Source organism: Actinomycetospora sp. 2LY8.5 (assembly GCF_057180585.1).
This window is the reverse complement of record NZ_JBXUHE010000002.1, coordinates 258,685-282,717: the sequence shown is the minus strand read 5'-3', so window position 1 is coordinate 282,717 and position 24,033 is coordinate 258,685. Positions and strand designations below refer to the sequence as shown.

At 74.4% G+C, this 24,033-nt stretch carries 21 protein-coding genes and 2 tRNA genes; 8 read left to right on the top strand and 15 right to left on the bottom strand.

Translation table 11 applies throughout. From position 1 onward, the window contains the following. Window positions 1–24: 24 nt before the first annotated feature. The 5 genes from AC2A1K_RS03660 to AC2A1K_RS03640 all read right to left on the bottom strand — a co-directional run bounded on the left by AC2A1K_RS03660 (window position 25) and on the right by AC2A1K_RS03640 (window position 7,228). On the bottom strand, window positions 25–1,350 hold the full coding sequence (locus tag AC2A1K_RS03660) for an MFS transporter (protein ID WP_483894952.1): 1,326 nt from the start codon (window positions 1,348–1,350) through the stop codon (window positions 25–27). Between the two features lie 39 nt (window positions 1,351–1,389). Continuing rightward, window positions 1,390–3,537 (bottom strand): elongation factor G, encoded by a 2,148-nt coding sequence (locus AC2A1K_RS03655; RefSeq protein WP_483894951.1) that lies wholly within the window; start codon window positions 3,535–3,537, stop codon window positions 1,390–1,392. 79 nt (window positions 3,538–3,616) lie between these two features. Beyond that, window positions 3,617–4,768, bottom strand: a complete 1,152-nt coding sequence (locus tag AC2A1K_RS03650; protein WP_483894950.1) for an acyl-CoA dehydrogenase family protein — start codon at window positions 4,766–4,768, stop codon at window positions 3,617–3,619. Window positions 4,769–4,783: 15 nt separating this feature from the next. Continuing rightward, window positions 4,784–5,956, bottom strand: a complete 1,173-nt coding sequence (locus tag AC2A1K_RS03645; protein ID WP_483894949.1) for an acyl-CoA dehydrogenase family protein — start codon at window positions 5,954–5,956, stop codon at window positions 4,784–4,786. A 42-nt stretch (window positions 5,957–5,998) separates the two neighbouring features. Continuing rightward, entirely contained in the window at window positions 5,999–7,228 is a 1,230-nt protein-coding gene (locus AC2A1K_RS03640; RefSeq protein WP_483894948.1) for a glycoside hydrolase family 3 N-terminal domain-containing protein, read from the bottom strand. A 75-nt stretch (window positions 7,229–7,303) separates the two neighbouring features. Here AC2A1K_RS03640 and AC2A1K_RS03635 point away from each other — a divergent pair, with 75 nt between their 5' ends. Further along, entirely contained in the window at window positions 7,304–7,453 is a 150-nt protein-coding gene (locus AC2A1K_RS03635) for a hypothetical protein (protein WP_483894947.1), read from the top strand. A 1-nt stretch (window position 7,454) separates the two neighbouring features. Here the strand turns inward: AC2A1K_RS03635 and AC2A1K_RS03630 are convergent, their stop codons facing one another. Both AC2A1K_RS03630 and AC2A1K_RS03625 read right to left on the bottom strand, forming a co-directional pair. Continuing rightward, entirely contained in the window at window positions 7,455–8,057 is a 603-nt protein-coding gene (locus tag AC2A1K_RS03630) for a class I SAM-dependent methyltransferase (protein ID WP_483894946.1), read from the bottom strand. A gap of 59 nt (window positions 8,058–8,116) precedes the next feature. Then, a complete protein-coding gene (locus tag AC2A1K_RS03625) occupies window positions 8,117–8,401 on the bottom strand; it encodes a YggT family protein (RefSeq protein WP_483894945.1) in 285 nt (94 codons plus the stop codon). Between the two features lie 149 nt (window positions 8,402–8,550). On the opposite strand from AC2A1K_RS03625, the gene AC2A1K_RS03620 reads away from it, so the two are divergent. Then, entirely contained in the window at window positions 8,551–9,108 is a 558-nt protein-coding gene (locus AC2A1K_RS03620) for a GNAT family N-acetyltransferase (protein WP_483894944.1), read from the top strand. Between the two features lie 6 nt (window positions 9,109–9,114). After that, window positions 9,115–9,489, top strand: coding sequence for a DUF952 domain-containing protein (locus AC2A1K_RS03615; protein ID WP_483894943.1), 375 nt, complete (start codon window positions 9,115–9,117; stop codon window positions 9,487–9,489). A gap of 126 nt (window positions 9,490–9,615) precedes the next feature. On the opposite strand, the gene AC2A1K_RS03610 is transcribed toward AC2A1K_RS03615, so the two are convergent. The 4 genes from AC2A1K_RS03610 to AC2A1K_RS03595 all read right to left on the bottom strand — a co-directional run bounded on the left by AC2A1K_RS03610 (window position 9,616) and on the right by AC2A1K_RS03595 (window position 14,210). Then, window positions 9,616–9,689, bottom strand: a tRNA-Met gene (locus tag AC2A1K_RS03610). Window positions 9,690–9,754: 65 nt separating this feature from the next. Continuing rightward, a tRNA-Met gene (locus AC2A1K_RS03605) sits at window positions 9,755–9,828 on the bottom strand. A 114-nt stretch (window positions 9,829–9,942) separates the two neighbouring features. Further along, complete coding sequence (locus tag AC2A1K_RS03600) at window positions 9,943–12,957, bottom strand: UPF0182 family membrane protein (protein WP_483894942.1); 3,015 nt, start codon at window positions 12,955–12,957, stop codon at window positions 9,943–9,945. Between the two features lie 209 nt (window positions 12,958–13,166). Continuing rightward, window positions 13,167–14,210: a YlbL family protein gene (locus AC2A1K_RS03595; RefSeq protein WP_483894941.1), complete on the bottom strand. Its 1,044-nt coding sequence runs from the start codon at window positions 14,208–14,210 to the stop codon at window positions 13,167–13,169. A gap of 161 nt (window positions 14,211–14,371) precedes the next feature. Here AC2A1K_RS03595 and AC2A1K_RS03590 point away from each other — a divergent pair, with 161 nt between their 5' ends. Beyond that, window positions 14,372–15,820: a zinc-dependent metalloprotease gene (locus AC2A1K_RS03590; RefSeq protein ID WP_483894940.1), complete on the top strand. Its 1,449-nt coding sequence runs from the start codon at window positions 14,372–14,374 to the stop codon at window positions 15,818–15,820. On the opposite strand, the gene AC2A1K_RS03585 is transcribed toward AC2A1K_RS03590, so the two are convergent. Then, window positions 15,817–16,392: a M48 metallopeptidase family protein gene (locus AC2A1K_RS03585; protein WP_483894939.1), complete on the bottom strand. Its 576-nt coding sequence runs from the start codon at window positions 16,390–16,392 to the stop codon at window positions 15,817–15,819. The genes AC2A1K_RS03590 and AC2A1K_RS03585 overlap by 4 nt on opposite strands. Before the next feature lie 54 nt (window positions 16,393–16,446). Here AC2A1K_RS03585 and AC2A1K_RS03580 point away from each other — a divergent pair, with 54 nt between their 5' ends. Both AC2A1K_RS03580 and AC2A1K_RS03575 read left to right on the top strand, forming a co-directional pair. Next, window positions 16,447–17,490 carry a TOMM precursor leader peptide-binding protein gene (locus AC2A1K_RS03580; protein ID WP_483894938.1) on the top strand — a complete coding sequence of 348 codons (1,044 nt, stop codon included), beginning with the start codon at window positions 16,447–16,449 and terminating at the stop codon, window positions 17,488–17,490. A 43-nt stretch (window positions 17,491–17,533) separates the two neighbouring features. Beyond that, window positions 17,534–18,847 (top strand): ABC1 kinase family protein, encoded by a 1,314-nt coding sequence (locus tag AC2A1K_RS03575; protein WP_483894937.1) that lies wholly within the window; start codon window positions 17,534–17,536, stop codon window positions 18,845–18,847. A 183-nt stretch (window positions 18,848–19,030) separates the two neighbouring features. Here the strand turns inward: AC2A1K_RS03575 and AC2A1K_RS03570 are convergent, their stop codons facing one another. The 3 genes from AC2A1K_RS03570 to AC2A1K_RS03560 form a co-directional block, all read right to left on the bottom strand. After that, on the bottom strand, window positions 19,031–19,354 hold the full coding sequence (locus AC2A1K_RS03570; RefSeq protein ID WP_483895095.1) for a WhiB family transcriptional regulator: 324 nt from the start codon (window positions 19,352–19,354) through the stop codon (window positions 19,031–19,033). A gap of 181 nt (window positions 19,355–19,535) precedes the next feature. Continuing rightward, window positions 19,536–19,742, bottom strand: a complete 207-nt coding sequence (locus AC2A1K_RS03565; protein ID WP_483894936.1) for a hypothetical protein — start codon at window positions 19,740–19,742, stop codon at window positions 19,536–19,538. A 266-nt stretch (window positions 19,743–20,008) separates the two neighbouring features. After that, window positions 20,009–22,120 carry an ATP-dependent helicase gene (locus AC2A1K_RS03560; RefSeq protein WP_483894935.1) on the bottom strand — a complete coding sequence of 704 codons (2,112 nt, stop codon included), beginning with the start codon at window positions 22,118–22,120 and terminating at the stop codon, window positions 20,009–20,011. A gap of 94 nt (window positions 22,121–22,214) precedes the next feature. On the opposite strand from AC2A1K_RS03560, the gene AC2A1K_RS03555 reads away from it, so the two are divergent. Further along, window positions 22,215–23,183, top strand: a complete 969-nt coding sequence (locus AC2A1K_RS03555) for an ATP-binding cassette domain-containing protein (protein WP_483894934.1) — start codon at window positions 22,215–22,217, stop codon at window positions 23,181–23,183. Beyond that, entirely contained in the window at window positions 23,180–24,016 is an 837-nt protein-coding gene (locus tag AC2A1K_RS03550) for an ABC transporter permease (protein ID WP_483894933.1), read from the top strand. Before AC2A1K_RS03555 ends, AC2A1K_RS03550 begins: the two co-directional genes overlap by 4 nt. The last annotated feature ends 17 nt before the right edge of the window (window positions 24,017–24,033 follow it).

Genomic DNA, 24,033 nt, shown 5'->3' with positions numbered 1-24,033 from the left:
AGCACTGCTCTCATCACCCCGCGCTCAGGTCCCCACCACGAACGCCTCCCGCTCGGCCGCCGACCCCTCGCGCATCGCGAGGACGGCGGCGAGCGTGATCAGGCAGACGACCACCATGTAGACCGAGACCGACAGCGAGGTGCCCGTCGCGCCGATGAGCGCCTGGGCGACCAGCGGGGCGAACCCGCCGCCGAGCACCGCGCCGACGGCGTAGGCGAACGAGGCGCCGCTGTAGCGCACCGCGGCCGGGAAGAGCTCGGCGTACGCCGCGGCCTGCGGGCCGTAGGTCATCCCGAGCCCGACGCCGAGCCCGACGACGGCGAGCAGCATCCAGGGCAGCGACGCCGTGTCCAGCAGCAGGAAGAACGGGAACGACCAGACGAGCAGCGCGACCGTGCCGATGAGGTACACGCGCTTGCGGCCGACACGGTCGGACCACGCCCCGCTCCCGACGATCGCGACGCCCCACACGACGGCGCCGACGATCCCGACGGCGAGCATCGTGGCGCTCGACAGGCCCAGCACGCGGGTGCCGTAGGACGTGATGAAGGCGATCAGCAGGTAGCCGATCATGTTGTTGGCGACGAACAGCCCGATCGCGACGAGCAGCGCGCGCGGCTGGTCGCGCAGCACGGCGAGCATCGGCGACGAGCGCCGGGCCCGCTGGTCGCGCAGCTGCTCGAACACCGGGCTCTCGTCCACCTTCATGCGGACGAAGAAGCCCACCCCGACCAGCACGATCGAGAGCAGGAACGGGATCCGCCAGCCCCAGGCGAGGAACTGCTCGCGCGTGGTGGACGTGGACGCCGCGAGGAAGACGAGGTTGGCCATGATCAGGCCGATCGGCACGCCGACCTGCGGGTAGGTGCCGAAGAACCCGCGCCGCCCGGGCGGCGCGTGCTCGACGGCCATGAGCGCCGCCCCGCCCCACTCACCGCCGGCGGACAGGCCCTGCAGCAGGCGCAGCACGAGCAGCAGGATCGGCGCGGCCACGCCGATCGAGGCGTAGGTGGGCAGCAGGCCGACGCCGGTCGTCGCCAACCCCATGATCAGCAGGGTGGCGACGAGCATGCCCTTGCGCCCGAGCTTGTCGCCGAGGTGTCCCGCGATCACCCCGCCCAGCGGGCGGGCGACGAAGCTGACCCCGATGGTGGCGAACGACGCCAGCAGCGCGGTCGTCGGATCGAGCGCGGTGAAGAACAGCTGACCGAACACCAGCCCCGCCGCGCTGGCGTAGATGAAGAAGTCGTACCACTCGACCGTCGTGCCGACGAGGCTCGCGATCGCCACCCGCCGCACCGCGGCCGGCGACGGCTCGGTCGTGGACGCGCTGGGCGGGGTCTGCGTCATGCGCGGACGGTAGCCAGACGCCTACGCATCGGGGAAGGGTCAGCCGCTCGCCACCGGCTCGTAGCGGCTGAACCGCCGGGTGAAGCTCGCCGTCCCCGACGTCAGCGCGCGCAGGTCCACGGCGTAGCGCAGCAGCGCCTGCTCCGGGACGTCCGCCCGCACGCGGGTGTGGCCGGCCTCGCCCGGCTCCGTGCCCAGGACCCGGCCGTGGCGGGAGGCGAGATCGCCCAGCACCGCGCCGAGCTGCCCGTCGTCGACCTCCACCTCGACCTCGTAGAGCCGCTCCATGACCACCGTCCCCGCGGACGCCACCGCCTCCTTGATCGCGAGCGAGCCCGCGGTCTGGAAGGCCTGGTCCGAGGAGTCGACGCTGTGCGCCTTGCCGTCCACCAGCGTCACACGGACGTCGACCACGGGCCGGCCGGGCGTGACGCCGGACTCGAGCTGGGCGCGCACGCCCTTCTCGACCCCCGGGATGTAGGCCCGCGGGATCACGCCACCGACGATCTTGTCGACGAACTCCACGCCCGAGCCCCGCGGCAGCGGCTCGATCTCGATGCGGCACACGGCGAACTGGCCGTGCCCGCCGGACTGCTTGACGTGCCGCCCGAGTCCGGTGGCGGGCCCCGCGACGGTCTCGCGCTCGGGCACGGCGACGTCGGTGACCTCGACGCTCGCCCCCGACGCGCGGAGCCGGGCGAGCACGACGTCGGCGTGCGCCTCGCCGGTGCACCACAGCACGATCTGCTGGGTGTCGGAGTTGCGCTCGACGCGCAGCGTCGTCTCGGTGGCGGCGAGGCGCGCGAGCCCCCGGGCCATCGCGTCCTGGGCCGAACGGTCGGCGGCGGTCACGGCCACCGGCAGCAGCGCCTCGGGCAGCTCCCAGCCGTCGAGCCCGACGGGATCCTCGGCGGCGCACAGGGTGTCGCCGGTGGCGACCGACCCCAGCCGGGTCAGCGCGCACAGGTCGCCCGCGACGCACGACGGCACCTCGCGCAGCGTCGCACCGAGCGGGGCGTAGACGCGGTTGACGCGCACGGTCTCGCTGCCCCGCGTCTCGACGCCCGTGGGGTCCTCGCCGTCGCGCGGTGCCGGCACCCGCAGCGGGTCGCGGCACGCGGTCAGGGCCGTGTCCGGGCGCAGGCGGCCGGAGAACACGCGCACCAGCGAGACCCGGCTGCCCTGCGCGTCGGTGCCCGTGTGCACGACCTCGGCGACCAGCGGGCCGTCCGGGTCGGGGTCGACGGGGGCGTGCCCGGCGCCGTCCGGGGCGTGGGCCGGCAGCGGCTGGTGGGCCGTGGGCGGCGGGACGGCGTCGACCACGAGGTCGAGCAGCGCGTCGAGCCCGGCGCCGGTCGGCGCGCACACCCCGGCCACAGGGATCAGCGAGCGACGCGCCACCGCCGTGGCGAGGTCGGTGCGCAGCGCGTCGAGCGCCACGGGCTCGCCGCCGATCCAGGACTCCAGCAGCGCCTCGTCCTCGCTCTGCTCGATCAGGGTCTCGACGAGCTCGCGCCGGCAGCCAGACGGATCGAGCTCCTCGGGGTCCTCGGCGGTGGGGTCGTCGCCGGCCAGCAGGGGGCGGACGGTGAGGGTGCCGTCGGAGCCGCGCTCGGTACGGGTGACAGGGACGAGCACCTCGCCCGACCCCGCGGCGACCTCGCGGCAGGTGGCCAGCGCGGCGGCCTCGTCGGCGCGCGCGTGGTCGAGACGGCTGAGCACGAGCATCGCGGGCAGACCGGCGCGCCGGCACTCCGCGAGCAGGGCGGAGGTCGGCGCGGCGACCCCGTCGGCCGCGTCGGCGGTCCCGACGACGAACAGCACGGCGTCCGCCGCGCGCAGCCCGGCGCGGACCTCGGCGAGGAAGTCGGGGCACCCGGGAGTGTCGACGAGATTGATCTTCACGTCGCGGTGGGCGAGCGACGCGACGGCAGGCGCCACGGACCGCTGCTGGCGGCGGGCGTCCGGGTCGTGGTCGGTGACCGTGGTGCCCGCGGCGACCGACCCGGCCCGCGGGATCGCGCCGGCCGCGGCCAGCAGCTCCTCGACCAGCGTCGTCTTGCCCGCGGCCGTCGGGCCGACGATCGCGACCGAGCGCAGGGCGGCCGGGTCGTCCGGGGCCAGCTCGCTCCCCGCCCGCCCGTTGCGTCCTCTCCGGGCTGAGTCGCCCGCCTTCGCACCACTCATGACGATCACCTCGCGCACCCGGGACCCGACGCCGGCGCGTCGTCGCGCCGACACCGTCAGTCCACCCGAGTGACCGAGATCACGGCAAGGGCTGGTCCATGGTCAGCACCGCGAGTCGCTCCCGGTGCTCGTCCGCAGAGCCGAACAGCGCCGCCCGGCGGCGGGCACGCTTGTAGAAGAAGTGCGCCTCGTGCTCCCAGGTGAAGCCGATGCCGCCGAAGAACTGGATCATCGCGCCGGTCGCGTTCCACGCGGCGTCCGCCGCCTTGGCCTTGGCCACCGCGACGGCGATGTCGGCGCCGGGGTCGTGTGTGTCGGCCAGATCCTGGTTGTCGACGGCGTGCGCGGCGAACAGCACCGCGTGCTCCGCCATCGTCACGCCGACGTGGAGGTCGGCCATCGTGTGCTTGATGGCCTGGAACGAGCCGACCGGGACGCCGAACTGCTTGCGGTCGCGGTCGTAGTCGACGGTGCGGGTCAGGGCCTCGCGAGCGCCGCCGACGAGGTCCGCCGCCGTGAGCACGGCACCGCGGGCCATCAGCGCGGCCACGGCGTCGCCGCCGGCGAGCGTCCCGCCGGTGAGAAGCTCGCCCGGGGTGTCGGCGAGCTCGACCGCCCCGACCCGCGCGGTGCCGTCGTAGGTCCGCTGGTCGCGCAGCGAGAGGCCCTGCGCGCCGGGCTCGACGAGGTAGAGACCGGGCGCGCCCTGCGCGTCGGTCGCGGCGACGACGAGGAGCCCGGCCACCGCCGGGTAGTCGACCGGCGAGGCCGTCCCCGAGAGCCGCCGGAGATCGGACGAGTCCGAGGCGTCGACCGTGATGCCACGGCCGTCCCACGACCCGGCCTCGCCGCGCAGTGCGACGGTGCCGACGGTCTCGCCGGCGGCCAGTCGCGGCAGCCAGGCGGCCTGCTGCGCGGGCGACCCGGCCAGGCGCAGGGCCTCGGCGGCGAGCACGGAGGTCGTCCACGGGCCGGGCACGACCGCGCGCCCGAGCTCGCGGGCGATGACCTGGGCGTCGAGCAGTCCGAGGCCCAGCCCGTCGTGCTCCTCGGGCACGAGGACGGCGAGCGCTCCCTGGTCGGCGAGGCCCTTCCACAGCGTCAGCGGGTGGCCGTCACCGTCGGGGTCCTCCACGACGGCGCGCACGGCGTCGAGGTCGAACCGGTCCGCGACGAAGTCGCGGACCGTCTCCGCGAACGCCTGCTGCTCGTCGGTCAGCGCGAAGAACACGGGGTCAGGGCTCCTCTACCGCGGCAGGCCGAGCACGCGCTCGGCGACGATGTTGCGCTGGACCTGGGACGAGCCGCCCCAGATGGTGACCGACCGCGACCACATGGCCTGGGCCTGGAACGGCGCGAGGTCGACGTCGGGGCGGGGCCGCTCCAGCGAGGACTCGGGGCCGAGGACGTCGTCGAAGGCCTCCCAGAGGTCCTGGAAGGTCTCCGACCACTGCAGCTTCGTCATCGATGACTCCGAGCCCAGGTCACGGCCCTGCTCGACCTGGGTGAGGATGTGCATCGCGTGGTAGCGCAGGCACTCGAGCTCGACGAGGCAGTGCGCGAGCTTCTGGCGGGCCACCGGGTCGTCCGAGCGCCCGAAATGGCGCATCTGCTCGACGATCTCGTCGTACTGGCGGCGGAACTCCGTGTACTGGCCGACGCCGGACGCCCCGCGCTCGAAGGAGAGCAGCAACATCGCGGTGCGCCAGCCCTCGCCGATGTCGCCGAGGCAGTCCGTCACGGGGACGCGGGCGTCGGTGAAGAACACCTCGCCGAACTCGCTGGCCCCGCTCATCTGCTTGAGCGGGCGGGCCTCGACGCCCGGCTGGTTCATGTCGATGAGCATCATCGACAGGCCCTTGTGCCGCTCCGAGCCGGGCTCGGTGCGCACGAGCGTGAAGATCTTGTCACCGTGCACGGCGTTGGTGGTCCAGATCTTCTGGCCGTTGACGACGTAGTCGTCGCCGTCGCGGACCCCGCGGGTCGACACCGCGGCGAGATCGGACCCGGCGCCGGGCTCGGAGAAGCCCTGGCACCAGATGACCTCGTTGCGCAGCATCGGCCCGATGATCCCGGCCTTCTGCTCCGGCGTGCCGATGGCCATCACCGTCGGCGCGAGGAAGGTCAGCCCGAGGGTGTTGACGGTCTGCGGCGCGTGGGCGCGGACCATCTCCTCGTCGTAGATGGCCTTCATGCCCGGCGTCCCGCCGCGACCGCCGTACTCGATCGGCCACTGGATGCCGGAGAAGCCGGCGGCCGTCTTGGACGCCTCCCACTCGCGACGCAGGCGGAAGGACTCCGCGTCGCCGAGGGAGCGCCAGAAGCCGGGTTCGCCCCACGCGACCGGGATGTTCGCCGAGAGCCAGTCCCGCAGCTCGGTGCGGAACTGCTCCTCCTCCGCGGTGTAGCTCAGGTCCACGGGCGCCACTGTGGCATGCGGCCCCGTCGCGCGCAGGAGGGGCTACCGGCCGGTAGGGGGCCCCTCACAGGTGAGGACGCCGCGGGCGGCCTTCAGCGCGAGGATCCGGCGCGCGCTCTCGGTGACGCGCTCGCCGAACGCCGGGTCGTCGGCCGCCGCGACCAGCGCGTCCACCATCGGCTCGACGTCGCTCGGCTCGATCGTCAGCACCTGGTCGCCGCCCGCCTCCACGAACCGCACGGCCCGCTGGCCCACCGGCACGTCGGCCACCGCCCGCGCGGCCCCCACGTCGTCGGTGGTGACGACGCCGGTGAACCCGAGCCGCCCGCGCAGCAGGTCGGTGACCACCGCGCGGGAGAACAGGGCCCGGTTGTCCGGGTCGATCCGCTCGTAGACCGCCGAGGACATCATGACGACGGGCGCACCGGCGGCGAGGCCGGCGCGGAAGGACGCGAGGCCCGGGTCGTCGACGCTCGTGCGGCTGTCGGCCGCGCCCGCGAAGTCGGTGTTCTCCCGCACCCGTCCGAGCCCCGGGAAGTGCTTGAGCGTCGTGTCGACGCCGCCCGCGTCGAGGCCCTCGACGAAGGCGGTGACCGCCTGGCCGACCCGGCGCGGGTCGGTGCCGAAGCCGCGGTCGAGAGCGCCGACGGGCTCGTTGGACTCGCCGAGGGCGGGGTCGACGACGTCGGCGACGGGTGCGAGGTCGAGCGTCACGCCGGCCTCGGACATCTCGCGTCCCCAGCGCTCCGCGTCGCCGCGCAGCCCGGCGACGTCGCGGCCCTGCGCGGTCGCCGACGGGATACGCGTGAACCCGTCGCCCTTGAGGTCCTGGACCTTGCCGCCCTCCTGGTCGGTGGCGACGGTGACGGGGAGCTGCGCGGCCTGCTGCACGGTACGCGTCGTCGCGGTCACCTGGGCGGCCGAGGCCTCGCCGCCCGCGGCGTCGGTCAGGATCACCCCGCCGACGCCCGCGGCGAGCGCGGCGCGCCCGGCGCCGGTCAGCCCGTCGGCGGGCACCCCGGCCATGATCAGCTGCGCGGCCCGCTCGCGGGTGTCGAGACCGTCGAGGATCCGCTGGACGCAGACCGCGGCGGGGTCGGCGGGAGCCGGTGGCGCCGAGCGCGCGCTCGGGGTCTGCGTCGACTCGGCGGGCGCGGGGACGGTCGGCGCGGTGACCGGCTGCCCACCGCACGCGGCGAGGGCGAGAACCGTCGTCAGGACGGCGGGCAGACCCGTCCTGGCACGGACGGGGGCGCGGCGGGCTCCGGACATCGTGTCGGGATTGTGCCGGAACGCCGACGGGCACCTGGAGGCCCGTCGGGTCCGCCCAGGACAGGATGATCATCGATGACCGCCCCATGCCGGAAGGCACCGTCAGGACACGCCGCGACGGACGACATCCGCCGGCCGCTGCTCACCGACTTCTGCGACACCTCGCCCTCCACCCACCTCTCGGTCGAGAGCATCGGACCGCGGGTGGCCGCGCGGGCGGGGTGACTCAGTCCGTCGCGCGCGGGTGCCGGCACTGGTAGGCCAGCGCGGGCGGCAGGTTGCGCCACACGGTCGGCGTGACGGTGACCTCGGTGAACGCCTCCTCGAGCACCCCGCGGAAGCGACGCTGGGTGGGGAAGCGCGTGACGTGGCTGTAGGCGAACGTCGTGAACGCCGCGCCGGGGGCGAGCACCCGCGTGACCTGCTCGATGATCCCCCGCTGCGCCGACTCCGCGAACAGCGTCCACGGCAGGCCGCTGACGGCGGCGTCGACGCGGTCGACACCGGTGTCGGCCAGCAGCTTCTGCAGGTCCGCGGCGTCGCCCTGGAGGACCTCGAGCCACGGGCGCGTGCGGCGCAGGTGCTCGACCATGCCCGGGTCGATCTCGACCGCGATGTGGCGGGCGCCCTCGGGCAGGCGGCGGCGCAGGGCGGCGCTGACGACCCCCGTGCCGGGACCGAGCTCCACGACCACCGGCTCGCCCTCGGACGGGGCCACGGAGGCGAGCAGGTCGGAGAGGGCGCGGCCGCTGGGGGCGACCGCGCCGATGACCGACGGCGCACGGACCGCCGAGGAGAGGAACGTGACGAGGTCGCGCACGGGGCTCACGGGGGACACAGTGGCAGCTCCGGTGGTGGTGCGCCGTTCGGCGGGCACCACCGAGTATTTCAGCGCGGGTCGACGACCCGCATGAGGATGAAGGTCACCAACAGCAGAATCATGATCGACAGATCCAGGCTGATGTTGCCGATGCGCACCGCGGGGATGAGGCGCCGCAGCACCTTCACCGGCGGGTCGGTGACCATGAAGAGCACCTCGAGACCGGCGGCGGTGCCGCCCGCGGGATGCCAGTCGCGCGCGAAGCTGCGGACGATCTCGACCACGAGCCGGCCCACGATGAACAGCCACAGCACGAACAACGCGTAGTACACCAGCATGCGGGCGAGCTCCATGCCTCCAGAGTGCCTGATCGGCCCGGAAGATCGGTCACGGCCCGGGTGCTCCGCGTCCGGACGAGGTGGGTCCGCTCCCACGCGCCACCGGTATTGGCTACGGTCGAGCGTCGCTGTCGGATGTCGTCGCGTGCTCGGGTGGAGGTTCGGTGGTCGTCCTGGTGCCCGTCGACGAACGGCTGACGGGCCCCGGAGCACCCGGCCTGTCGCAGCTGCGCACCGACGGCGTCGAGCCGCTCGTGGACGCGGTGCTGCGCAGTGAGAGCGGCGACGGCGCCTCGTTCGGCGCGCCGGCGGCCTGCGACACCCCGGCCGGCGGCATCCCGGCCGTCATGCATCCGCGCACCTTCCTGGCGATCGATCCGCGCGACCACCAGGTCGTCGGCACCTGCGGGTTCAGCGGGCCCCTGCGCGGCGGCCGGCTGGAGATCGCCTTCTGGACGTTCCCGCCGTTCGAGGGCCGCGGCTGGGCGACGGCCATGACGCGGGCGCTCGTCGCGCGCGCGTTCTCCGACCCGGACGTCCAGACGGTCGTCGCCCACACCCTGCCGGAGCGGGCGCCCGCGGCGAGCGTGCTGACCGCCAACGGCCTGGTCCGGGTGCAGTCGCGCCGTCGCGACGAGTCGGGACCGAACGGCGCGCGCCGGGTCAAGGTGTGGCGCTGGGAGGCCCACCGCCCGACCCGCGCCAACGCGCCGACGGGGTAGCCATTCGTGATCGTGCACCTCTGTACGCGGACCGAGCTCGCGGCGGCGCGCCTCGACGGCGCCCGTCGCCCCCCGTCGCTCGACGACGTGGGGTTCGTGCACTGCTCGGACCCCGGCACCGTGCACCTGCCCGCCGGCCGGCTGTTCGCGGGCCGCACCGACGTCGTCGTGCTCGTCGTCGACCCGTCCCTGCTGGACGTGCCGGTGCGCTGGGAGCCCGGCGTGAGTGCGGCCGGCGCCGAGGACCCCCGGGGGCCATGGTTCCCGCACGTCTACGGTCCGCTGTCCCTCGACGCCGTGGTGGCCGTGCACGACCTGGCGCCCGAACCCGACGGCTCCTTCCGTCCACCTGCCGGGCTGGCCGACCCGGGCCGCGCCTGATTCCGACCGAAGGGCCCTCTCGGTCGGGTAGACGAGCGAGGGGAAACCCCGGCCGGAACGCCCGCGCGCGCCCGGAACGAGGACGGCCCCCCGACCGGAGTACCGGTCGGGGGGCCGTGTCGCGCGTAGCGGGGACAGGATTCGAACCTGTGACCTCTGGGTTATGAGCCCAGCGAGCTACCGAGCTGCTCCACCCCGCGTCGGATGCCCTTCGCCCCGGGCCGGGGGTTCCCGACGACCGGAGAAGGCTCCGACGCCGGTGTCGTAGCGGGGACAGGATTCGAACCTGTGACCTCTGGGTTATGAGCCCAGCGAGCTACCGAGCTGCTCCACCCCGCGCTGCGTTGTGTCCCCTACGGTACACCGGCGCCCACCCCGCCCTCGTCAGGGGGGTGGGCGCCGGTGTCCGGCCGACGGCGGCAGCTCGGGCTCCGCGTCGTGCCGCGGGACTCGTCAGCCTCCGGTCGTGGCCGGCGTCGTCGAGGTGGCACCGGTGGCCGAGCGGAACTGCTCGATCGCGGCGTCGAGCGCCGCCTCGGCGTCCCCGATACCCCGGAAGTCCCGGGCGGCCTGGGCCTGACCCAGGCGGTCGAGGGCGTCGTTCATCGCCGTCACGGCCTGCGTCAGCTGCGGGCTGAGCGTCTGCCCCGGCGCCCCGCTCGGGAGCGGGCCCGAGCCGGTGTTGACCCCCGGCGACGGGGTGGGCGACTGCTGGGCGGTGCCCAGCCCCGGGACGTTGAGACCCGGCGGCAGCGGAACGCCCTGGAACGCCGCCTCCAGTGCCCCCTGCAGCGTCGGGGCGTAGCCGATGTCGCCGTTGTTGAACCGGGCGATCACGCCGAACAGCTGCGGGAACGATGTCTGCGCGTTGCGCTCGACGTAGATCGGTTCGACGTAGAGCAGCCCGCCCGCGACCGGGAGCGTCAACAGGTTGCCGTACTGCACCTGCACCGGTGTGCCCGACTGCCGCAAGGTGAACAGACCGCCGTTGACCGACTGGCTGGTCAGCAGCTCGGCCTGCACCTGCTGGGGTCCCTGTGGACCGCGTTGGTCACCGGTGAGCTGCGCCGGGAGCTCCAGCACCGTGATGCGCCCGTAGTTCTCCGGCTCCGAGCTCACCGACAGGTACGCCGAGAGGTTCGGCCGCGACAGCGCGAGCAGCGTGCTCGTCATCTGGAACTGGGTGTCCGGCGCCGCGCCCGGCCGGGGGTCGCCCGCGAGCAGGTAGTACGGCGGGATCGACGCGTTGCTCTCGCGCGTCGGGTCCTCCGGGACGGTCCAGAAGTTCTGCGTGGAGAAGAAGTCGCGCGGGTTCTCGACGTGGTAGCGCGTGAGCAGGTCGCGCTGGACCTTGAAGATGTCCTCCGGGTACCGGAAGTGCGCGCGCAGCGCGTCCGGCACCTCGGCCGCGGGACGCACGACGTCGGGGAAGGCGTTCATCCAGGTCCGCAGCACGGGGTCCTGCTCGTCGACCTGGTAGAGCGTGACCTGGCCGCTGTAGGCGTCGACGGTGGCCTTCACCGAGTTGCGCATGTAGCCGACCGAGCCGGGCGAACCGGAGGGACGCAGCGAGTCCGCGGTGGCCTGACCGAGACCGACCTGCTGGGCGTACGGGTAGCGCGGCAGCGTCGTGTAGCCGTCGACGATCCACTGCATCCGGCCGTCGACGACCGCCGGGTACGGGTCGACGTCGGTGCGCAGCCACGGCGCGACCTTCTGGACCCGCTCGATCGGCGTCCGGTTGTAGAGGATGCGCGATTCGGAGCCGATCGAGCCGTTGAACAGGATGTTCCGCTCGCCGTAGGCCGCCGCGAAGATCAGGCGCTGCGCCCAGTTGCCCAGCGGCACGCCGCCGGGACCGGTGTACGCGGTGGCCGGGCGGCCCGGGCCGTCGAACTCCCGCGGTGCCGAGCCCGGGTTGCCGCCGACGATCGCGTAGTCGTCGGTGCCGCCGAGGAACTCGCCGTAGTAGATGCGCGCGCCGTCGGGGCTCAGACCGAACGGCCCGGGATTGGACGAGTCGCTGACCTCGAACTGGGGCAGGCCGCCCTGGCTCGCCTCGGCGTTCGCCGGGGCGTTGACCCGGTCCGCCGGGGCGGACACGAGGCCCTGGCCGTGCGTGTAGACGAGGTGGCGGTTGATCCAGTCCTGCTGGTTGCCGATGAGGGCGTCGGGGTTGATCTCGCGCGCGGCGAGCACGTAGTCCTGGCGCTGCCCGTTGACCGTGTAGCGGTCGATGTCGAGGTCGGGCGAGAAGCTGTAGAAGTTCGTCAGCTGCTGCTGCACCGCGAACGTGCGGTTGAGCCGCGACGGGTCCTGGATGCGGATGTTGTCCAGCGTCGCCTGGCTGTTGGCGACGTCCTGCGGGGGTACCGCGGCGCTGCCGGCGGCGGACGCGACCTGAGGGGCGTACGGGATGACGCCGACGTCGGTGAGCCCGAACGCCTGGCGGGTCGCCTCGATGTTCCAGGAGATCGACTGGGCCTCGCGGTCGATCGCGTTCGGGCGCACCGAGACCTGCTCGAGCACGGCGGGCCACGCGGCGCCGACGAGCACGCTCGAGAGCACCAGCAGGGCCAGCGCGATCGCCGGGATCTGGAGGTTGCGCAGCACGACCGCGGAGAAGAACGCCGCGGCGCAGATCACCGCGATGATCAGCAGGATGAGCTTGGCCGGCATCGCGGCGTTGAGGTCGGTGTAGGTGGCGCCGAAGAAGTTGGCGCCGCCCTCGGCCGCCTTGCGATCGGAGAACAGCAGCTCGTAGCGGTCGAAGAAGTACGCCACGGCCTTGAGCAGCACGAACGTGCCGGCGAGGACGGCGAGGTGCGCCCGCGCCGGCGGCGCGACGGCACCGTTGCGTCCGGCCAGCCGGATGCCGCCGAAGAGGTAGTGGGCGACGAGCGCGGCGATGAAGCTCACCGCGATCGCGACGAACAGCCAGCTCAGCAGCCAGCGGTAGAACGGCAGCTCGAAGACGTAGAACGAGATGTCGTTCCCGAAGACCGGGTCTGCGACGCCGAACGGCGTGGCGTTGAGGAACAGCTGCGCGGTCTGCCAGTCGGCCTGTGCCGAGAGCCCGGCGATCAGCGCGACCACCGCGGGGATGCCGACCGCGAACCAGAGCGGCCGCGCGAGCACCACCGTGCGGTAGCGGGCCACCGGGTCCTCTGCCGCACCGGCGGCCGCGACGGGCACGAAGACCGGGCGCACCCGATAGGCGATGACGAGGTTCAGCGCGAGCAGGCCGCCCATGAGCACGGCCGCGACGACGAACTGGAGCACGCGGGTCCACAGGATCGTCGTGAAGACTCCGCGGAACCCGACCTCGCCGAACCAGGCCCAGTCGACGTAGACGTCGACCAGACGCGCCCCTCCGAGCAGCACGACGAGCGCCACCACGCCGACGATCAGCAGCGTCTTCGTGCGTCGCGACAGCTGTGGGGTGGCTGTCGGGGGCCGGTTGGCCACGGGGTCACACTCCTGGCTTGATGGGTCGTCCACGCGCGGGCGGACCCGGGCGTGCGCAGTTATCCAGCCGCCACTCTACGAACAGGGTGTGGGGTTGCCGTGGCCCGGCATGTCCGGATCTGCTCACGCCCTGCTCGGAGACGACGCGGAGCGGATCTCGACCATCGAGCCGGGCGCTCACCAGGGACGTCACGGGTTCAGCGACCGGTTCAGCACGACACCGGCGGACGGCCCTCGCGGACCGCCTGGAGGGCCGTGATCCCCTCGGTCAGCGTCCCCACGCGGGCGAGCGTGAGGCCGTCGGGCGCGTCGGCCACGGCCTCGGCGCAGTTGCCCGCGGGCACGAGGAACACCGTCGCGCCGTCGTGGCGGGCGGCGTCCATCTTGAAGCGGATCCCGCCGATGTCGCCGACCCGCCCCAGAGCGTCGATCGTGCCGGTGCCGGCGACGACGTGGCCGCCGGTGATGTCACCCGGGGTCAGCTTGTCGACGATCGCCGACGCGAAGATCAGGCCCGCCGACGGCCCGCCGATGTCGCCGAGGCTGATGCGCACGTCGACCGGGGAGTCGACGATGTTGGTGGGCGTGACGCCGAGGAAACCGCGCGGGTCGCCGTCCGGGCGGGCCGCGGCGACGACCGTGACGTCGGTGCGCGGTCCGGGGGCGCCGAGCGGGCCGCGCTGGATCGCGACGGTGACCGCCTGCCCCGGGCGCGTGGGGGCCAGCGCGTCGACGACCTCCTGCGGCGTCGTCACCGGGCGCCCGTTCACGGCGACGATCCGGTCGCCGGGTGCGAGCAGGCCCGCCGACGGGGAGTCGTCGAGCACCGAGCCGACCTGCACGGCCGTCGGGTAGCCGAGGTGGCGCAGCGCCGCCGCCTCCGCGTCGGTCTCCGACTGCGCGAACTGGCGCGTGTTCTCCTGGTCGACCTGCTCGCTGGAGCGCCCGGGCGGGTAGACCGACTCGCGCGGCAGCACCTGCTCGTTCCCCGAGGCCCACATGGCCATCGCGCCGAACAGCGTCACCTGCGTCGTGACCGCGACGGTGGTCATCCGCAGCTGCCCGCTGGTCGGGTAGACGGGCGCCGGCCCGGAGATGTCGACGACGGTCCGCCCGTCCTGCCCGGTGCCCAGGACGTCGAACGTCGGCCCGTCACCGAGCGCCACGAACGGGACGCGCACCGTCGCGCCCAGCAGGCCCAGCACCCCGGCCAGCACGAGTCCGAGCGCCAACGTCGCGCGCAACCGGGTCACGGCCGGACAGGGTAGTGATCGGTGGTGTGCCCGCCGTGCGGGGACGTCGGGTGTCCGATTCCTGCGCTCTTCCTGGGAGCTTGCTGGGTGTTCGCCGTGAGCGTGCCCGCGGGGCGCGCTCGACCCCCCGATCAACAGCGGGGCCGCGTACCGTCGACACCATGAGTGACCTGCCCTTCGGCTTCGGGCCGTCCGACCCCGACGACGAGTCACGCCGCTCCGGGGGCTCCGGCGGCGGCCAGGGAGGTGCCGGCGGCTCCGGCTTCGGCCCCGGGATGGGTCTGCCGGGAGGCGCCGGGGGCGCCGGCGGCTTCGACATGGGCCAGCTGGGCCAGATGCTCACCCAGCTCGGGCAGATGCTCAGCCAGTCGTCCGGGCCGGGCGCCGAGGGGCCCGTGAACTACAAGCTGGCGGCGCAGATGGCCCACCAGCAGCTCGGTGCCGACGGCAAGACGGCCCCGACCACGGAGCAGCAGCGCGCCGCCGAGGAGTCCGTGCGCCTCGCCGAGCTGTGGCTCGAGGACGCGACGACGCTGCCCTCGGGCGCCTCGCAGGTCGTCGTCTGGTCGCCGGCGCAGTGGATCGACACGACGATGCCGACCTGGCAGCGCCTGTGCGACCCGGTCGCGCGGCGGGTGGCGGGCGCCTGGGTGGAGGGGCTGCCCGAGGAGGCCCGGCAGATGGCCGGCCCGATGCTCGGCATGATCTCGCAGGTCGGCGGCATGGCCTTCGGCTCGCAGCTCGGCCAGGGCCTCGCGCAGCTGGCCAAGGAGGTGCTGACCTCCAGCGACGTCGGCCTGCCGCTCGGCCCGGAGGGCACCGCGGCGCTGCTGCCCGCCGCCATCGCGACATTCACCGAGGGCCTCGACCGACCGGCGGGCGAGGTGCTCGTGTTCCTCGCCGCGCGCGAGGCCGCGCATCAGCGCCTGTTCGGGCACGTACCGTGGCTGCGCCAGCGCCTGCTCGCGACGGTGGAGGAGTTCGCCCACGGCATCTCGATCGACACCTCCCGCATGGAGGAGCTCGCCCGCGAGGTCGACCCCACCAACCCCGCCTCGCTCCAGGAGCTCATGAGCTCCGGGATGTTCGAGCCGCAGACCACCGAGGCGCAGCAGGCCGCGCTGCGGCGCCTCGAGACGCTGCTCGCACTGGTGGAGGGCTGGGTGGACGTCGTCGTCGCCGACGCGGTCGGCGACCGCCTGCCCGGTGCCGTCGCCCTCGGCGAGACGCTGCGCCGCCGCCGTGCCTCCGGCGGGCCCGCCGAGCAGACGTTCGCGACGCTGGTCGGCCTCGAGCTGCGGCCGCGCCGGCTGCGCGACGCGGCGGCCCTGTGGCGCACGCTCACCGACGAGCGCGGCATCGATGGCCGCGACGCGGTGTGGGCGCACCCCGACCTCATGCCGACCGCGGACGACCTCGACGACCCGACCGCGTTCGTCGGCGAGCGCCGTTCGGTCGCGCCCTCCGAGGAAGGCGCCGCCCCGAAGAGCGGCGAGAGCTTCACCGACCTCGACGACCCGCTGGCCCGCCTCGAGGCCGAGATGAAGGCCGAGCAGGAGGCGCGGGAGAAGCCCGACGAGTCCGGTGGCTCCGGGGGCGGCAAGCCCTAGTCGTCGGCCTCGCCGTCACCGTCGGTGTCGGTGATCGGCAGGCCGGCGCCCGCCGCGAGGCCCTCGAGGTAGCCGATCGCGCGTTCGCTGCGCGGGTAGGCCGCCTCGGCGCGTCGGAACGCCGGGCCGTGGTGCGGCTCGCGCAGGTGCACCAGCTCGTGCACCAGGACATGGTCGAGCACCCACCCCGGCACCTCGCGCAGCCGCTCGCTGAGCCGGATCGTCGCGTCGGCGGGCGTGCACGAGGCCCAGCGCGTCCGCATCGGCTTCGTCCAGCGCACCGACGCCGGGCGCGGCCAGGCGCCCTCCGGCGCGATCGGGTCGAGGTGCGCGGCCGCCAGCCTCTCGGCGCGCGCCGCGAGGTCCGCGTCGCCCGCGCCGCGACCGGGCCGGCGACGGGCGTCGGCGCGCTCGAGTCGGCGCAGCATCTCGTCGACCCAGTGCTGCTCCTGGGCACGCGACATCGACGCCGGGATGTTGACGATCACCGTCGACCCCTCCCGGTGCGCGTCCACCGTGCGCTTGCGGCGCCTGCTACGACGCACCTCGACGTCAGGACGGGGCTCGGGCACGGATCCGAGCGTAGAAGGCGGATCCGAACGGCCTGCCGGTGCGTCGAACCAGGTGTGCTCCCCGAACTCGTCCCCCCGCTCCCCGACCGGCCCCGTCTGCGCGTCCCCGCGCTGCACCGGGCCGCCGACGTCCTGCAGTTCGGCGCCGGGCCCTCCGACGTGCTCGTCGTCGACGGCCTGACGCCACCGCTCGCCCGCATGGTCGAGGCCCTCGACGGCACCCGCCCGACCCCGCGGGTGCTGGCCGAGGCCGTGGCGGCCGGCTCCTCCCCCGTCGCCGCGCGCGACCTCCTCGAGCGCCTGCACGCCGCCGGGCTGCTCGCCGCTCCGGCGGCCCCGCCCTCGGGCCGGCGGGTCGTGGTCCGGGGCACCGGCCGCGTCGCGGTGTCGGTCGCGTGCCTGCTCGCGACGTCCGGTGTCGGGCGGGTGCTCGTCGAGGCCGGGGGCACCGTGACGCGGGACGACCTGGGCACCGGGCTGCTCCCCGACGACGTGGGCCGCCCGGCGGGGCGCGCCGCCGAGGAGGCCGTCGCGCGCGCCGGCGCGTCGTCGCCCGCCGCGCCTGCGGCCCGGCGGTGGCTCGCCGCGCGGGCCGATCTCGTCGTCCTCGCCGACGGCGCCCGGCCCGACCCGCTCGCCGCCCAGCGGCTCGTCCTCGACGGCCGCGCGCATCTCCCGGTCGCGGCGCTCGACGGCACCGGCAGCGTCGGCCCTCTCGTCGTGCCGGGGGCAACGCCGTGCCTGCGCTGCGACGACCTCGTGCGCGCCGACGCCGACGACGCCTGGCCGCGGGTCGCCGCCGAGCTGGTCGGCCGGCGCGGCCCCGTGCCCGTCGCGCTCGCCGCGGCCACCGCCGCGCTCGCGGTCACCGAGATCCTCGCGCTGTTCGACGACGGCGCCCCCGACTCGCGGGGCGCGGTCCTCACGCTCGCCGCGGACGGCTCCTGGCGGCGCCGTCCCGTCCGGCGCCATCCGGCCTGTGGCTGCGGCGGTCTCGCGGGGCGGCGCGGGCGCGCCACGGATGGGGGCGGCGTCACGCCGCCGGCGACCCTCCTGGTCACGGGAGTGGACGACCCCACCAGGGCTGGAGCTGCGTGACCTGATCGCGCCGTCACGCTCGGCACGGGGGAGAATCGGACCCGTGACCGATGACATCCCCCGCCGGTCGGTCCAGCGGTCGGCACGGCTGGCCTCCCTGCCGCTGGGCTTCGCCTCGCGCACCGCCGCGGGCTGGGGCCGCCGGCTCGCCGGAGGCGACCAGGGCCAGATCTCCGCCGACGTCGCGCGCCGCGGCGCCGAGCAGCTCTTCGCGGTGCTCGGGGAGCTCAAGGGCGGCGCGATGAAGTTCGGTCAGGCCCTGTCCGTGTTCGAGGCGGCGGTGCCCGACGAGCTCGCCGAGCCGTACCGCGAGGCGCTGACCCGGCTGCAGACCGCGGCGCCGCCGATGCCCGCCGCGCGCACCCACCGCGTGCTCGCCGAGCAGTTCGGGCGCGGCTGGCGCGACCGGTTCCAGGAGTTCGACGACACCCCGGCCGCCGCCGCGAGCATCGGGCAGGTGCACCGCGCGGTGTGGCACGACGGGCGCGAGGTGGCGGTCAAGGTGCAGTACCCGGGCGCCCAGGAGGCCGTCATGGCCGACCTGCGCCAGCTGCAGCGCTTCAGCCGGATGGTGCAGCCGCTCGTGCCGGGCATGGAGATCAAGCCGCTGCTCGCCGAGCTGCGCGACCGCATGGCCGAGGAGCTCGACTACCGCGACGAGGCGGACGCCCAGCGCGCGTTCGCCGCGGCCTACGAGGGCGACCCGGACGTCGTCGTGCCGCGGGTGGTGGCGTCGGCACCGAAGGCGATGATCTCGGAGTGGGTGACGGGCACGCCGTTGTCGGCGGTCATCCGCGCCGGTGAGCCCGAGGAGCGCGACCGCGTCGGGCTGCTGCTCTCGACGTTCCACTTCTCCTCGCCCGCACGGGTGGGGCTGCTTCACGCCGACCCGCACCCGGGCAACTTCCAGATCCTGCCCGACGGGCGCCTGTGCGTGATCGACTTCGGGGCGATCGCGCGCCTGCCCGACGGCGTACCGCGCGAGCTCGGCGTCATGCTGCGGCTGGCGGTCGAGGACCGCTCGGACGAGCTGCTCGGGCTCCTGCGCGAGCTGAACTTCGTCCTGCCGGGCGTCGACATGTCGGCCGACGAGGCGATCGCGTACCTGGGGCCGCTGACCGACCCCCTGCGCACCGAGAAGTTCCACTTCACGCGCGCGTGGCTGCGGGGGCAGGCGGACCGGCTCGGCGACCTGCGCCGACCGGAGTTCACCACCGGGCGCGGGCTGAACCTGCCCCCGCAGTACCTGCTCGTGCACCGCGTGACGCTCGCGTCGGTCGCGGTGCTCTGCCAGCTCGACGCGGAGATCCCGTTGCGCGGTGTCTTCGAGGAGTGGCAGCCGGGTTTCGCCGGCTGAGCTCCTCCTCCGGGTCCACCGGGTCCACCGGGGCCCGGTGCGCGTCCGGTGCGCACCGGGCCCCCTCTCCCCTCGCGGGGTCCGGGGCCGGGTCCCGTGGAGTCGAGCGAGGGTCGCCCTCGCTGCGTGGGACGCAGTCGGGGTGACCCTCGCCCCCCCACGGAGACCCGGCGCGCCGGTGGGTCAGGCGACCCCGGCGGCGGCCCGGGCCGCGGCGAGCTCGGCGTCGCGGGCGAGGTCGGCCTTGGACGGCCGGCCCCGGGGCCGCTTCCGGGCGATGACGGCGCCCCGATCGAAGATCTCGCCGCCCCACACGCCGCAGTACTCCCGCCGCTCCAGCGCGCCGGCCAGGCAGGTGCGCCGGATGGGGCAGTCGGCACAGAGGACCTTCGCCCGCTCGAGGTCGGCGGGCAGGTCGGAGAACCAGAGGTCCTCACCGGAGATCCGGCACGGGAGGTCGTCGACGGTGGCCAGGGCGTCGAACAGGTCGACGTCGGGGGTCTCGATTCCGGTCTCGGGGGCGGTCGGACGAACGGCGAGTCCGGCGGGGGACACGGTCTACCTCCGGTGGGCGGGTCGGCGAGGGCCGGGACCGCGAGGTTCGCGTCGTGCGTGAGAACGACGAAGGCCGCGGTCCCTGGTTGCGGGTCCGCGGCCTCGTGAGTCGTGTCGGTGGGGTTCCTGGTCTTCAGGGACTCCACCGCGAGGCTGCGGACGGTCGCTGCGGGACGAAGGTCGGGAGGTTGTCATCGTGCTGGCGGATGCGGGGGCGCCGCGTCTTCGGCATCCCCTGCTGCTCGCAGGCGACGACGGCATCGTTCGACGACGCCGTGCCCATGACGGAGCGCCAGCTCGCGCCGTGGCGACCGGTGCCCGCGAGAGTCACGATGGTCATCGTCACGAGCCCCCTTCCTGGGTCACCACGGAGCGGAGAACCGCCCGACCGGCAGCCTCGTGCGCCGGTGTGTGATCGACCGTAGGGGCGCCCCGGGACTCGGGCAACGCATTTTCGGGAAGTTCTCCGAAGATCTTTGCATCGGACACGGACGACCGAGCCGGCGCGGAGGTCAGGGGCACCTGGTGCACCTCCGGAGACCGGCGGGGTGCGCAGGGTGCGGGGTGCACAGCGCACTCCTCGATCACCAGGCGGCCGCGCGCCCCCTACGACGCGTGCTCGCGGACCAGGGAGAGGACGTCGTCGCCGTAGCGTTCGAGCTTCGACGAGCCGATGCCCGGGATCGCGACGAGGCCGGAGGGGTCGTGCGGGCGCTGCTCGGCCAGCGCGATGAGCGTCGCGTCGGTGAACACGACGTACGCGGGCACCGAGCGCGACTTCGCCTCCGCCGAGCGCCAGGCCTTGAGCGCCTCGAGCAGCGTCTCGTCGATGTCCGAGGGGTGGCTGCTGCACCGGCCGAGCTTCGCCGACGCCGGATCGGGCAGCGGCTTGCCGCAGACCCGGCACACCGGCGTGCCCCGGGACGCGCCGTTCTCGCGACCGGTGGGACGGCGCGCCGCCGGGTGCTCGTCGGGCACGAGCCCGTAGAGGAAGCGGCTGCGCCGCCGTGAGCGACGCCCGCCGGCGTTGCGCGAGAGCGCCCACGACAGCCGCAGGTGCACGCGCGCGCGTGTGACGCCGACGTAGAACAGGCGCCGCTCCTCCTCGATCGCGTCGTCGTCGCCGTCGGCGTGCTGGATCGGCAGGGTGCCGTCCGTGAGGCCGACGAGGAAGACCGCGTCCCACTCGAGACCCTTGGCCGCGTGCAGCGAGGAGAGCGTGACGCCCTGGACGGTCGGGGGGTGCTGCGCCTGCGCGCGGGTCTGCAGCTCGGCGAGGAACGCGGGGAGGTCGGCGTCGGGCACCGCGGCGACGAGCTCCTCGGCGAGCTCGGCGAGCGCCCGCAGCGACTCCCACCGCTGGCGCGCGGCACCCTGCCCGGCCGTACCCGCCGGCGCGGACTCCGTGAGCCCCTGCTCGCCCAGCACGGCGCGCACCACCGTGACCATGCCCTCGCCGCGGGCTTCCTCGGGCGCCCGCGACGCGGCGGTGCGCAGGGCGGCGACGGCCGTGCGGACCTCGGTGCGTTGGAAGAACCGCTCGCCCCCGCGCACCTGGTAGGCGATGCCGGCGTCCCCGAGCGCGGTCTCGTAGACCTCCGACTGCGCGTTGACGCGGTAGAGCACCGCGATCTCGGCGGGCGGCACGCCGTCGTCGATCAGCTCGCGGATCGCCGTCGCGACGGCCGTGGCCTCGGCGGGCTCGTCGTCGTGCTCGGCGAAGTCGGGGTCCGGACCGGGCGGGCGCTGGCCCTCGAGGCGCAGCCGCGACCCGGCGGCGCGCCCGCGGGCCGCGCCGATCACCGTGTTGGCGGCCGTGACGACCTGGGGCGTCGAGCGGTAGTCGCGCACGAGGCGCACGACGGTGGCCTCGGGGAAGACCCGCGGGAAGTCGAGCAGGTACGACGGGCTGGCACCGGCGAACGAGTAGATCGTCTGGTTGGCGTCGCCGACGACGGTGAGGTCGTCGCGACCGCCCGTCCAGGCCCGGAGCAGCCTGTGCTGCGCGGGGGTGACGTCCTGGAACTCGTCGACGACGAAGCAGCGGTAGCGCTCGTGGAACTCGTGGGCGACCTCGGGGTGCTCCTCGAGCGCGGCCGCGGTGTGCAGCAGGAGGTCGTCGAAGTCGAGCACCTCGGCACGGTTCTTGAGCGTCTCGTAGGTCTCGTACACCGCGGTGACCTGCTCGACCGGCGCGGGGACGTCGCGGGCCGCCTTGCCCGCCGCCGCGGCGTAGTCCGACGCGGGCACGAGCGACGCCTTCGCCCACTCGATCTCGCTCGCGAGGTCGCGCAGCGACTCGCGCGTGGTGGGCGCCCCGGCGCGCTGCGCGGCCTGCCCGACGAGGCGCAGCTTGCCCTCGAGCACCTCCCACGGCGCGCCGCCCACCACGCGCGGCCAGAAGTAGCGCAGCTGGCGCAGGGCCGCGGCGTGGAACGTGCGCGCCTGCACCGGCGGCTGCCCGGGGCTGCCGACGCCGAGGTCGCGCAACCGCGTGCGCATCTCCCCCGCCGCGCGCGCCGTGAACGTGACCGCCAGGACCTGCCCGGACTGGACGTGGCCCGCGGCGACGAGGTGGGCGATGCGCCGCGTGATCGTGCGGGTCTTGCCGGTGCCCGCGCCCGCGAGCACGCAGACCGGACCTCGGGGGGCCAGGACCGCCGCCCGCTGCTCGGGATCGAGCCCTGACGTCACCCTGTCCCCGTCGCTGCCACCCACGGCCCCATGGTCTCAATCCACGCCGACGGCCGGGGGCGGTACGGGTCGGAAAACGTCATGACCGGTGTCGGACCCCCGTGACACTGTCTCCCTCGTGCCACCTGCCATCGAGGCCGACGGTCTCGTCAAGCGCTTCGGCGCCACCACCGCGCTCGCCGGCGCCGGCTTCTCGGCCACCGAGGGCACCGTCCTCGGCGTGCTCGGGCCCAACGGCGCCGGCAAGACCACCGCGACGCGCGTGCTCGCCACCCTGCTCGCGCCCGACGAGGGTCGGGGGCTGGTCGGCGGGTTCGACGTCGTCGCCGAGCCGCATCGGGTGCGCACGCTCATCGGGCTCACCGGGCAGTACGCCGGGGTCGACGAGGCGCTCACCGGCACGGAGAACCTCGTGCTCATCGCCCGCCTGCTCGGTCAGAGCCGGGCGACGTCCAGGGCGCGCGCCGCGGAGCTGCTCGCCCAGTTCGGGCTCACCGACGCCGCGGGCCGCGCCGCGCGCACCTACTCCGGCGGCATGCGGCGCCGCCTCGACCTCGCGGCGTCGCTGGTCGGGCGCCCGCGCATCCTGTTCCTCGACGAGCCGACCACCGGGCTCGACCCGGCGAGCCGCAACGAGCTGTGGGACATGGTCCGAGGGCTCACCGACGACGGCGTCACCGTGCTGCTCACCACGCAGTACCTCGAGGAGGCCGACCAGCTCGCCGACGACATCGTCGTCATCGACCGCGGCACGGTCGTCGCGACGGGCACGCCGCTCGACCTCAAGTCCCGCGCCGGCGCCGCCGTGCTCCAGATGCGCCCGACCCGTCCCGAGCAGCTCGACGTGGTGCGCCGCATCGCCGGCGAGCTGGCGGGCGCGGAGCCCACCGTCGAGCACGGCACGGTCGCGGTGGCCGCCGCCGACGACGCGCTCATGCCCGCCGTGGTGCGCCGGCTCGACGACGTCGGAGTGAGCCTCGCCGAGCTGACGCTGCGGCGCGCCACCCTCGACGAGGTCTTCCTCGCCCTCACCGGCCACCGCGCGGTCGAGACAGGTCCCACCGACGAGCTCCAGGAGTCCGCGTGACCCTCGACCGCACGGCCCCCGCGCGGCCCGCCGTCGCCCCCGACACGGGAACGGCACCGTCGCGCCGCGTCTCTCCGGGGCAGTGGGCGAGCCAGTCGCTGACCATGGCGTGGCGCAGCCTGGTGCAGATCAAGCACAACCCCTCCGAGCTGCTCGACCTGTCGATCCAGCCGATCATGTTCGTGCTGCTGTTCACGTTCGTGTTCGGCGGTGCGATCGGCGGCTCCACCGACGACTACCTCCAGTTCGCGCTCGGCGGGCTCATCGCGCAGAACGCCCTGTTCCTGACGATCTACACGGCCACCGGGCTGGCGACCGACCTGCAGAAGGGCACGTTCGATCGGTTCCGCAGCCTGCCGATCGCGCGGTCGGCGCCGCTGACCGGGCGCATCCTCGGCGACGTCCTGCGCCAGCTCTGGTCGCTGGTCGTGCTGCTCGCGATCGGCGTGGTGCTCGGCTTCCGCATCACGACGAGCCCGGTGGCCGTGCTCGCCGCGTTCGGCCTGCTGGTGGCGTTCACCCTGGCGTTCTCGTGGACGTCGGTGCTGCTCGGGGTGCTCGCGCGCGACCCGGAGAAGGTCCAGATCTACGGGTTCACGGTGCTCTTCCCGCTGACCTTCGCGAGCAACGCCTTCGCACCCACCCAGACGATGCCCGGCTGGCTCCAGGCCTGGGTGTCGATCAACCCGGTCACCCGGATGGCCGACGCGCTGCGCGGCCTGCTGGTCGGCGGGCCGGTGGCGGCCAACGCGGTCGCCACGCTGCTCTGGGGTATCGCTTTCGCCGCCGTCTTCGGGCCACTGGCGGTGTGGGCGTTGCGCACCCGCACCTGATCGCCGCGGACGGGGCC